Annotated in this window: 11 protein-coding genes; 6 read left to right on the forward strand and 5 right to left on the reverse strand. The window is 73.1% G+C overall.

Features of this window, described 5'->3' with window-relative positions:
- From AAW13_RS43360 to AAW13_RS43370, 3 genes are all read left to right on the forward strand, one after another.
- Positions 1-190, forward strand: a 190-nt coding sequence (locus AAW13_RS43360) for an alpha/beta hydrolase (protein WP_143145111.1), incomplete at its 5' end; no start/stop codon positions are given.
- A 32-nt stretch (positions 191-222) separates the two neighbouring features.
- Positions 223-948 carry an alpha/beta fold hydrolase gene (locus AAW13_RS43365; protein ID WP_046728566.1) on the forward strand — a complete coding sequence of 242 codons (726 nt, stop codon included), beginning with the start codon at positions 223-225 and terminating at the stop codon, positions 946-948.
- Between the two features lie 97 nt (positions 949-1,045).
- Positions 1,046-1,768 carry a hypothetical protein gene (locus tag AAW13_RS43370; RefSeq protein ID WP_052768507.1) on the forward strand — a complete coding sequence of 241 codons (723 nt, stop codon included), beginning with the start codon at positions 1,046-1,048 and terminating at the stop codon, positions 1,766-1,768.
- A 27-nt stretch (positions 1,769-1,795) separates the two neighbouring features.
- Here AAW13_RS43370 and meaB read toward each other — a convergent pair whose 3' ends face one another.
- The 4 genes from meaB to AAW13_RS43390 all read right to left on the reverse strand — a co-directional run bounded on the left by meaB (position 1,796) and on the right by AAW13_RS43390 (position 7,354).
- Positions 1,796-2,782 (reverse strand): methylmalonyl Co-A mutase-associated GTPase MeaB, encoded by a 987-nt coding sequence (meaB, locus tag AAW13_RS43375; RefSeq protein WP_046728567.1) that lies wholly within the window; start codon positions 2,780-2,782, stop codon positions 1,796-1,798.
- Entirely contained in the window at positions 2,779-4,938 is a 2,160-nt protein-coding gene (scpA, locus tag AAW13_RS43380) for a methylmalonyl-CoA mutase (RefSeq protein ID WP_046728568.1), read from the reverse strand. Before scpA ends, meaB begins: the two co-directional genes overlap by 4 nt.
- Positions 4,938-6,743, reverse strand: a complete 1,806-nt coding sequence (locus tag AAW13_RS43385; protein WP_046728569.1) for a methylmalonyl-CoA mutase family protein — start codon at positions 6,741-6,743, stop codon at positions 4,938-4,940. The genes scpA and AAW13_RS43385 overlap by 1 nt, the downstream gene beginning before the upstream one ends.
- Positions 6,744-6,856: 113 nt before the next feature.
- On the reverse strand, positions 6,857-7,354 hold the full coding sequence (locus tag AAW13_RS43390) for a MarR family winged helix-turn-helix transcriptional regulator (protein ID WP_046728570.1): 498 nt from the start codon (positions 7,352-7,354) through the stop codon (positions 6,857-6,859).
- A gap of 89 nt (positions 7,355-7,443) precedes the next feature.
- On the opposite strand from AAW13_RS43390, the gene AAW13_RS43395 reads away from it, so the two are divergent.
- Positions 7,444-7,959, forward strand: a complete 516-nt coding sequence (locus AAW13_RS43395) for a YceI family protein (protein ID WP_046728571.1) — start codon at positions 7,444-7,446, stop codon at positions 7,957-7,959.
- 19 nt (positions 7,960-7,978) lie between these two features.
- Here AAW13_RS43395 and AAW13_RS43400 read toward each other — a convergent pair whose 3' ends face one another.
- Positions 7,979-9,727, reverse strand: a complete 1,749-nt coding sequence (locus AAW13_RS43400; RefSeq protein ID WP_420855534.1) for a hypothetical protein — start codon at positions 9,725-9,727, stop codon at positions 7,979-7,981.
- Between the two features lie 241 nt (positions 9,728-9,968).
- On the opposite strand from AAW13_RS43400, the gene AAW13_RS43405 reads away from it, so the two are divergent.
- Positions 9,969-10,358 (forward strand): cell division protein SepF, encoded by a 390-nt coding sequence (locus AAW13_RS43405; protein WP_046728573.1) that lies wholly within the window; start codon positions 9,969-9,971, stop codon positions 10,356-10,358.
- A 244-nt stretch (positions 10,359-10,602) separates the two neighbouring features.
- Positions 10,603-10,906 (forward strand): P-loop NTPase family protein (locus tag AAW13_RS43410; RefSeq protein ID WP_476756038.1); only part of this gene is annotated, 304 nt, incomplete at its 3' end.

The following is a 10,906-nucleotide window of genomic DNA, read 5'->3' on the forward strand; positions in this document are numbered from 1 at the left end:
CGTGCTGCGCGACGAGGGCGAGGCCTACGCCAACAAGCTGCGCGAGGCGGGCGTCCCGGTCACCGCGGTCCGCTTCCAGGGCATCATCCACGACTTCGTGATGCTCAACGCCCTGCGCGAGACCCACGCCGCCGAGGCCGCCATCTCGCTGGCCGTACGCACCCTGCACTCGGTCCTGCACGCCGCCTGACCCGCGGCGCAGGCCCGTCGAAAGGGAATCCCATGACCGACACCACGCCCACCGTCGTCCTGGTGCACGGCGCCTTCGCCGACGCGTCCAGCTTCGCCCGGGTCGTCCCGGAGCTCCAGGCCGACGGCCTGAAGGTGCTCGTACCGGCGGTGCCCAACCGCAGCCTCACCGGTGACGCCGACTACATCGCCTCGGTGGTCCGTGCCGTCCCCGGTCCGGTCGTCCTGGTCGGCCACTCCTACGGCGGTGCCGTCATCACCGTCGCGGGCGCCGAGGCCAACGTGCGGGCCCTGGTGTACCTGGCCGGCTACGCGCTGGAGGAGGGCGAGAGCCTCGGCGAGCTCCAGGGCCGCTTCCCGGACTCCGAGCTCGCCTCGGCCCTGGTGTACACGCCGTTCCCGGTGGCGGGCTCCGACGAGCCCGGCACCGACGTGACGGTGGACCCCGACCGGTTCCCCGAGATCTTCGCCGCCGACGTGGACCCGGACCTCGCCAGGGTGCTGGCCGTCTCGCAGCGGCCCCTGGCGGGCGCTGCCTTCGCCGAGGCGGCCCCCGTCGCGGCCTGGAAGACCAAGCCGTCCTGGGGCCTGGTGTCGTCCGCGGACCGCACCATCAACCCCGACGTCGAGCGCTACGGCTACGAGCGCGCCGGCATGACGACCGTCGAGGTGGACTCCTCGCACCTGGTCATGCTCGCCCACCCGCAGGAGGTCGCCGACGTGATCCGGGCGGCCGTGCTGTCCCTCGCCTCGGAGTAAACCGCGCACCCCGCAAGGGTGACGCCACGCGGGCCGCGTACCGGTGTCGACCGGTCGCGGCCCGTCCGCGTGTAGGTACGTGATCATGCGGACACCGATGCGATCACCCTGGACCTGGGCCGCCCTCGCCGTCGTGACGGCGGTGTGCGGGGCGCTTCTGCATGCCGTGGCCGGCGGCGACACCTCCCGCCCGCTCTCGGCGGCCGAGGCCCGGCGGCTCACCCTCACCAGGCTCCGCACCGCCCGGGACGGCCCGGCCGCGATGACGGTGCGGGCGCCGCTGCCCGGCGGTACGGCGGTCATCCGCGCGGTGGTCGACGAGCACCGGCACCGGGCGGTGGGCTGGTTCGACACGGGGGACGCGGCGGAACGCGGGCTGCTGGCCTGGGACACCGGGGGTCTGGCGGTGGCCCGGCCCCGGACCGACGGCAGCGCGGCCCCGCTGACCAGGCCGGCGTCCCTGGCCCAGGCGGTGGCCGAGGCCGGGCGGCTGCGCCGCGGGGTGTGGATCCGCCGGAGCTACGGACCGGCGTCGCTGGACACGGCACTGCGGCTGACCCTGTCCCCGCTCGCCCGCCCCGCGCGCCGCCACGTGGGCGAGGACCACATCGGCGGACGCGACTACGACGTCTTCTCCGCGCCGCCGTCCCTGCGGTACTGGATCGACCGGACGGGCGGGCTGCGCCGCGTCAGGGAGGACCTCGACGACGACCGCGCGATCGAGGTCGACATGACCGGCGCGCGGGTGCGCCCGGGGGTGCCGGACGGCCCGTGGGCAACGGGTCGGCCCGTGAACCAGCCGACCACGCCCGCGAGTTGAGCATGGCGTCCGGAAGGCGCGCCGGGATCAGGCGTCCTGAGGTCCCTCGAACGCCCGGAGAATGCGTTCGGCGGCCAGGGTCGCCGTCAACGAGCCGTCCCTGACCTGCTGTTCCAGGCCGGGGGCGGCCGCGCGCACCGCCGGGTCGGCGTACAGCCGGCCGAGCAGTTCGTCCCGGACCATCGACCACGTCCAGCCCACCTGCTGGTCACGGCGTTTGGCGGCGAGCCGCCCGGTCGAGTCCAGCAACGCCCGGTGCTGTTCCAGCCGTTCCCAGACCAGTTCCAGGCCCGTCGACTCGCGGGCGCTGCAACTCAGCACCGGCGCGGTCCAGAACGCGTCCTTGCCGTGCATCAGCCGCAGCGCGCCCGCCAGTTCACGGGCCGCGGACCGGGCATCCCGTTCGTGCGGGCCGTCCGCCTTGTTGACGGCGATCACGTCGGCGAGCTCCAGGACGCCCTTCTTGATGCCCTGGAGCTGGTCGCCGGTGCGGGCCAGGCTGAGCAGCAGGAACGAGTCGACCATGTCGGCGACCGCCGTCTCGGACTGCCCCACGCCGACCGTCTCGACCAGGACCACGTCGTACCCGGCGGCCTCCATCACCACCATCGACTCACGGGTCGCCTTCGCGACCCCGCCGAGGGTGCCCGCGCTGGGAGAGGGCCGGACGAAGGCGTTCGGGTCGACGGCGAGGCGTTCCATCCGCGTCTTGTCGCCCAGGATCGAGCCGCCCGTGCGGGTGGAGGAGGGGTCCACGGCAAGGACCGCGACCCGGTGCCCCAGCCCGGTCAGCAGCGTGCCGAACGCGTCGATGAACGTCGACTTGCCCACGCCCGGCACCCCGCTGACGCCGATCCGCCGCGCCCGGCCGCTGTGCGGGAGCAGCTCGGTGAGCAACTCCTGTGCCAGCGCCCGGTGCTGTGGACGGGTGGACTCGACGAGGGTGATGGCGCGGGCGACGACCGCGCGCTTCCCGTCGAGCACACCCTTCACATAGGCGTCGACATCGATCACAGGTCGTGCCCGAGTTCCGCCGACAGCCGCTCGACCAGGTCGTAGGCCGCGTCCGGGATCACCGTCCCGGGCGGGAACACGGCCGTGGCGCCCATCTCCAGGAGTGCCGGCACGTCCTGCGGCGGGATCACACCGCCGACCACGATCATGATGTCCGCCCGGCCCTCCTCGGCGAGCTTCTCGCGCAGCGCCGGTACGAGGGTGAGGTGGCCGGCCGCCAGCGAGGACACGCCGACCACGTGGACGTCCGCCTCCACCGCCTGACGGGCGACCTCCTCCGGGGTCTGGAACAGCGGGCCGACGTCGACGTCGAAGCCGAGGTCGGCGAAGGCGGTCGCGATCACCTTCTGGCCGCGGTCGTGGCCGTCCTGGCCCATCTTGGCGACCAGGATGCGCGGGCGGCGCCCCTCGGCCTCGTCGAACGCGTCGACCAGGGCGCGGGTGCGGTCCACGTTCGGGGACTCGCCTGCTTCGTTGCGGTACACACCGGAGATCGTACGGATCTGGCTCGCGTGCCGGCCGTACACCTTCTCCAGGGCGTCCGAGATCTCGCCGACGGTGGCCTTGGCGCGGGCCGCGCGCACGGCCAGCTCCAGCAGGTTGCCGTCGCCGTCGGCCGCCCGGGTCAGCGCGTCGAGCGCGTCCCGGCACGCCGTTTCGTCCCGCTCCGCCCGCAGCCGGCGCAGCTTCTCGATCTGCTGGGCGCGCACGGAGGAGTTGTCGACCTTGAGGACCTCGATCGCCTCGTCGCTGTCGACCCGGTACTTGTTGACGCCGATCACCGGCTGCCGCCCGGAGTCGATCCGGGCCTGGGTACGGGCCGCGGCCTCCTCGATGCGCAGCTTGGGGAGGCCGGCGTCGATCGCCTTGGCCATGCCGCCGGCCGCCTCGACCTCCTGGATGTGCGCCCAGGCCTTGCGCGCGAGGTCGTACGTCAGCCGCTCCACGTAGGCGCTGCCGCCCCACGGGTCGATGACCCGGGTGGTGCCCGACTCCTGCTGGATGAGCAGCTGGGTGTTGCGGGCGATGCGCGCCGAGAAGTCCGTGGGCAGCGCCAGTGCCTCGTCCAGGGCGTTGGTGTGCAGCGACTGGGTGTGCCCCTGGGTCGCCGCCATCGCCTCCACGGCCGTACGCGTGACGTTGTTGAAGACGTCCTGCGCGGTCAGCGACCAGCCGGAGGTCTGCGAATGGGTGCGCAGGGACAGGGACTTGGAGTTCTGCGGCTCGAACTGCGCGACCAGCCTGGCCCACAGCAGGCGGGCCGCCCGCAACTTCGCGATCTCCATGAAGAAGTTCATGCCGATCGCCCAGAAGAAGGAGAGCCGGGGCGCGAACGCGTCCACGTCCAGGCCCGCTTCCCGGCCCGCCCGGATGTACTCGACGCCGTCCGCGAGCGTGTACGCCAGCTCCAGGTCGGCCGTGGCACCGGCCTCCTGGATGTGGTAGCCGGAGATGGAGATCGAGTTGTAGCGGGGCATCCGCTGCGAGGTGTACGCGAAGATGTCGGAGATGATCCGCATCGACGGCTTCGGCGGATAGATGTAGGTGTTGCGGACCATGAACTCCTTGAGGATGTCGTTCTGGATGGTCCCGGCCAGCTTCTCGGGCGGTACGCCCTGCTCCTCGGCCGCCACGATGTACAGCGCCAGCACGGGCAGCACCGCGCCGTTCATCGTCATCGACACCGTCATCCTGTCGAGGGGGATCCCGTCGAACAGCTGCCGCATGTCGTAGATCGAGTCGATGGCCACGCCCGCCATGCCGACGTCACCGGTCACCCGCGGGTGGTCGCTGTCGTAACCCCGGTGCGTGGGCAGGTCGAAGGCGACCGACAGGCCCTTCTGTCCGGCCGCCAGGTTGCGCCGGTAGAACGCGTTGGACTCCTCGGCGGTGGAGAAACCGGCGTACTGGCGGATGGTCCAGGGCTGGTTGACGTACATCGTCGGGTAAGGGCCGCGCAGGTAGGGCGCGATGCCCGGGTAGGTGCCCAGGAAGTCCAGGCCCTCCAGGTCACGGCCGGTGTAGAGCGGCTTGACCCCGATGCCCTCCGGGGTCTCCCACAGTGGCAGGTCATCGCCGGCCGCCCGCCGTTCCTCGGGGCCGCCGTCGGTGACGGGGGTCCCCAGTTCGATGCCGGAGAAGTCGGGGATTCCCATCAGGACACTCCCATGCGGTCGAGGGTCTCGGACAGCACGGCCACGGCGTCGCAGCCCGCGAAGACGTACGAGTCGACGCCGGCGTAGTCGCCCCGGCCCGCGAGGACCACGTGCCGGGCCCCGGCCGCCTTGAGCGCTCCGGCCGTCCGCTCGGCGTGTTCGGCGTACCGGTCGTCGCTGGAGCAGAGCACGGCCTCACCGGCACCGCTCTCCTCGAAGGTGCCCCCGGTGACCGGTTCGATACCGCCCGCCTGGAAGAGGTTCGAGGCGAAGGTCGCCCGGCCGGTGTACTCGGCGGCCGAGCCGATGGTGGCCAGGTAGACCCGGGGGCGGGCGCCGGTCGCCGCGAGATGGGCGTCGGAGCGGGCCCGCAGTTCCTCGTAGGCCTCGTCCCGGCGGACCCGGGGCAGGCCGCCGGACGGCGGCTCGGGCGCGGGCTCGCGCCGCACCGGCTTCTCGGCGAGCAGCGGGAACTCGCTGACACCGGTGATCGGTTCACGCCGCTTCGCGAGCCTCTTGGAGCGCTCCGCCCAGGTGGCCGCCAGGTCGGTGCGCAGCCGGCCCGAGCGCAGCACCGCCGCCTGGCCGCCGTCGCGCTCGATCGTCCGGAAGAAGTCCCAGCCCGCGTGGGCGAGTTCGTCGGTGAGCCGCTCCACGTACCAGGAGCCGCCCGCGGGGTCGATCACCCGGGCCAGATGCGACTCCTCGACCAGGATCGTGGAGGTGTTGCGGGCGATGCGCCGGGCGAACGCGTCGGGCAGGCCGATCGCGTGGTCGAACGGCAGCACGGTCACGGAGTCGGCACCGCCCACCCCGGCGGCCAGCGTCGCGACCGTGGTGCGCAGCATGTTCACCCACGGGTCGCGGCGGCTCATCATCACCGGCGAGGTGACCGCGTGCTGCACCTGGGCGCCCGCGCCGGCCGCGCCGCTCACCTCGGCGACCCGCGCCCACAGCCGGCGCGCCGCGCGCAGCTTGGCGATGGTCAGGAACTGGTCCGCGGTCGCCGCGTACCGGAACTCCAGTTGCCCCAGGGCCTGTTCGATGCCGAGACCGGCCTCGGTCAGCTCCCGCAGATAGGTCACCCCGGTGGCCAGTGAGGCGCCCAGTTCCTGCGCGGCCGAGCCGCCGGCCTCGTGGTACGGCAGCGCGTCCACCGTGAGCGCCCGCAGCCCGGGCAACTCCTCGGCGCACCGCTTCGCCAGCCCGGCGGCGGGGGCGAAGGGCAGGGCGGTACCGGTGCGCGCCTCGTGCCCGAGCGGGTCGGCGCCCAGGTTGCCGCGTACGGCCCCGGGGGCGACGCCCTTCTCGTCGTACAGCCGCAGCAGCTCGGCCGCGGCGGCCTCGGTGTCCCGGCCCGCGTCCAGGACGACCGGCGCCAGGTCCAGGTAGACGCCCTCCAGCGCCCGGCCCAGACCGTCGACGGGGATGCCGCCCTCGCCGAGCACGAGCCAGAGGGAGGAGACGCCGTTCTCCAGGTCGGCCAGGACCGCGCCGTCGGGTGCCGCCGCGTGCCGCTGCCTTATGTCCCAGCCGCCCGGGGTGCTGCCCTCGGCGCGGCCGCCGCGCACGAACGGCGCGAAGCCGGGCAGGCCGGGGTCGGGCGCGCCGTCGCGCGCGGTGTAGAGGGGGCGGGTGCGCAGCCCGTCCTCCAGCGTCGTGGACAGGGCGTCCTCAGCGGCCTCGCCCGAGACTTCCCTGCCCGACTTGCGCAGCACGCCCTCGACGAGGCGTTGCCACTGCTCGCGTGTCGCGTCAGGGAACTCGGCGGCCAGTGAGAGCCCGTCGTCAGGCAGGACCGTCATGCTCGGATGCTAGGGCAGAGCGCCAAAAGTGCACGGGTGACGGGGCTGTGACCTTGCCCTCCCCGTGGCTGTGACCTGTGCCTCCCGGGGGTGGAGTGGCCGGATTCGTACCGTCAGGGCGTGTCGTCGGCGAGCTCCGGGATCAGCGCGCACAGCGCCTCGCGCTGCTCCGGCCCGATGACATGGCCGACCGCCTGCCCGACCGTCTCGGCGAGGGCGCCGGAGGCCTCCTGGAGGTGCCGGCGGGCCTTGTCGGTGAGCGCGACCTCGATGCCCCGCTTGTCGCCGCAGACGGACTGGCGGGTGACCAGCCCGGCGTGCTGGAGGCAGGCGATCTGGTAGGTGAGGCGGGTCTTGGGGCGGCCCAGGAGTTCGGCGATCCGGGTCATGCGCAGGCCCTCGCGGGGCTGCTCGGCCAGCAGGCACAGGATCAGGAACTCGTCGTGCGAGACGTCCAGCGTCTCCTTCACGACCGAGCGCAGCCGCTGCTCCACGGCGCCCGTCGCGGCCAGCAGCAGCATCCAGGCGCGCAGCTCGGCGGGGAGCAGTCCGCCGCCCGCGAGGGACGGGCATTCGGGCAGCTCGGCGGGGTTGTCCTGAGGGGCGGCCATACTGTCGAGTCTACCTGTTGTCCAAATTTGAATATTGGGCTAGCGTGAGGTCATCCAAATTTGAACCATCGATTGATCGGAGTACGGCCATGCCCGTCACCGTGGAAACCGGCCTTTGGCAGCTCGACCCGACCGCCTCCACCGTCGCCGTCCGGCACAAGTCCTTCTGGGGGCTGGTCACCGTCAAGGGCACCTTCACGGGCGTCGGCGGCCGGGGCGAGGTGGCCGCCGACGGCACCGCCACCGGCACGCTGGTGATCGACGCGGCCACGCTGGACACCAAGAACAAGAAGCGCGACGACCACCTGCGCTCGGCCGACTTCTTCGACGCGGACAACCACCCGGAGATCACCTTCGCGGTGCGCGGCGCGCAGCGGGGCGCGGGCGACACCGTGCAGGTCGACGGCCAGCTGACCGTCCGGGGCGTCAGCCGGCCCCAGAAGGCCACCGCGAAGCTGGTGTCGGCCGACGCCGAGGGGCTGACGCTGGAGACCGAGTTCCAGGTGGTGCGCGAGGAGTTCGGCGTCACCTTCAACCAGATGGGCATGATGGGCGGTCCGACCACGGTGACCGCCACTCTCCGCTTCACCCGCGCGGCGGCCTGACACCCGCCGGCGCGGTGGCCTACCCAGGCGTCCCGCGGAGCTCGACGTCCCGGCTCGACAGCGTCTGCGGGTCCGCCGTGAAGGCGCGCAGCCGGATCCGGGTGCCCGGCTTGGGGATGCCGAACCGGCCGTTCGCCGGCCTCAGTTCGACGCTCACCGTGCCGTGTCCGGGAATCGTCGCCGGCCCCCGCACCAGCAGCCAGTACATGCTCATGCCCTGCCCGGTGGTGAGGGTGTAGTGCGGGGTGAGCGGCACGCCGCCGGTGTTGACCACCTTCAGCGTCATCGCCCTGACCACCGCGGCCTGGTGCCCGGTCCGCCGCAGCGCGGTGATCTCCATCCGCAGCGGCGGCCTGCCGGTCACCGCCACCGCCGCGCTCACCAGCGCCGGGGCGAGCAGCAGCACGACCGCGACGGCCGGCGCGGGGCGGCGGCGGGGGCCGGTCAGCAGGGCCGGGCGCGGCTGCCAGGCGTGCGCGAACTCCGGGAGCGGGGCGGTGACCGCCGCCGCCAGCCACAGCGGGGTCATCAGCAGGTAGTAGCCGTCCTGGGAGCGGGTCGCCAGGAAGAAGGCCAGCCACGGCAGCACGGTCGCGGCCGGCCCCAGCCGGCGTACGAACAGCACGAACAGGGCCAGCAGGGCCGCCGCGAACAGCAGGCTCGCGTGCGAGTACCAGTCGATCCGGTCGCTGCCGTTCGTGTAGTACAGCGTGACGTCCACCAGGCCCTGCCCGTGCACCACGGCGCCCTGGATCAGCGGCAGCGCGATCCCGCGCAGCCAGCGGCCCGGATCGGACACGATGAAGTACGTGTTGATCAGCAGCCAGACGGCGCCGGCCACACCGGCGACGCGCAGCACGACCAGCGCGGCGGCCCGGCCGCCCAGCTCCCCACGCCGTACCGCGTAGATCCCGGCCAGCAGGAACGGCGTGACGAACCAAGGCAGTTGCTGCGCGGCGCAGGCGGCCCCCAGACACGCGGCCCGGGCGAACCCGGGCGCGCCCAGCCGGCCGCCCAGCCCGATCCGCGGCCAGCGCACCACCACCGGGATCAGCAGCGCCAGGGCGATGACCGCCGGGTAGCCGACCCGGGCGTACGTCGACAGGAACCCGAAGCCCAGGCAGGACAGCGTGGCCGCGGACCGCCACGGCACCGGGAGCATCCGCCACAGCGCGACCGTGCCGGCGATCAGGGCACCCGTGCACACGGCCGTCGCCGGGGCGCCGTGATGGCCGAGCCACAGCAGCGGCGCGGTCAGCAGCGGGGCCAGCGGAGGGTAGCCGTACGTGTAGTCGTAGCCGCCGCCTATCGTCGGCGTGAGCGCGATGCCCGTGCCGTGGAACAGCCACGGCCAGGGCTGTCCGTACACGGCGTGACCGGCGACGAGTTCCCGGGCGGCCTGGGTGGTCAGGGCGCCCTCGTCACCGCCGCCGTGGTTCAGCGCCCAGCCGCACACGGCGAGGACCACCGCGGTGACCAGGACCACCAGGTCCAGCCGGGCCAGCGAACGGGTCCTGCGGACCGTCAGCGTCAGGACGCCGGTGACCAGGATCGAGACGTAGCAGACCGAGATCAGGGCGGCCAGGACCAGGTGGTGCGTCGCCGCCTGCGCCCAGATCGACCGGGTGCCGATGAAGAGACCGATGTCGGCGAGGAGGGTCAGAACGCGGTGCCATGGTGCTGGGGCTCCGGCATCCCCCGGAGCGGCGGACACCGCCGACTGTGTCCGCCGGTCGGGTGCCACCTGCTGTGTTTCTGCCAAGTGCACGGACCGGACGGTAACGGCGGGCGGTGAGCGGGGCGTTGCGGGAGGTGAAGAGTCCGGTGTGAGGCCAGTAAGAGGCCTCCGATGCGCCGCAATCGGCGGAATCGTACGAAGATCCGCTTATCTGTGGTGGTGTGACGCCCGTCATCGCTCGCGCTTCGTGTCGCTGTTGGGCCGAACGGGTGACTTGGCGTAAGAATTGGCTGGTGCAGGCATCAAACGCGAGTCAGGTCAGGGGGAGCCGGTGAGCCGTTATGACGTCACCGATGAACAGTGGGAGGGGCTCGCCCAGGTGGTGCCGCTGCGGGGCCGGGACGCCTGGCCGTCGGCCGTGGGCCACCGCGCGCTGCCGGACGCCGAGACCGAGACGCGCCGCCGGTTCGTCGTCCTGCGGGTCAACGTCTTCGCCGACGCCCGCGAGGTCGCGGAGACGCTGATGGCCGGGATACCGGTGCTGCTCGACCTGACCGGCGCGGAGACGGAGGTCGCCAAGCGCGTCCTCGACTTCAGTACGGGCGTGGTCTTCGGTCTGGCCAGCGGGATGCACCGGGTGGACCGCAACGTCTTCCTGCTCACCCCGCCCGGCACCGAGGTGAGCGGCCTGATGCAGGACGCGGGCGCCTCCGGCGGCTGAGCGACGACTCGTCGCGGACGTGAGCACCGGGCCGGCGTGGACACCGGGCCGGCGTGGACACCGGGCAGGCGTGAGCACCACGCCGGGGTGAGCGTCGCGTCGGTCTGAGCGTCGCGGCGGCCTGCGTACCGCGTCGGTCGTGCGGGGGTGGGCTCACGGGCGGCTGAGCCTGGTGTCGCCCGATCGGAGGAAGGGGCGTCGGGCGGAACGGTTCGGCTGTCCCGCGGAGCCCTACGGTCCGCATATGGCCGCCCCCTCCGCTTCCCCCGCGCCGTCCGCTTCCCCCGCATCGCCGGCCGGTGCCCCGCGCCGCGACCCGCGCCCCCGGGTCACCGAGCTCCGGCTCTCCGCCTTCGCCCGCCACCGTGCCGCCGCCTTTCCGGTCGGGCAGGTCACCCTCCTCGCCGGGCCCAGCGGAAGCGGGAAGAGCGCGGTGCTCGCCGCGTACGAGGCCCTCGCGCGGCTCGGCGGCGGCGCCCCGCTCGCCGAGGTGTTCCCGGATCCGGGCGCCCTCGTACCGCAGCGGGCCCGGCCCGACGCGCAGCGGC

The organism is Streptomyces humi, from assembly GCF_001005085.2.
GTDB lineage: Bacteria > Actinomycetota > Actinomycetes > Streptomycetales > Streptomycetaceae > Streptomyces > Streptomyces humi.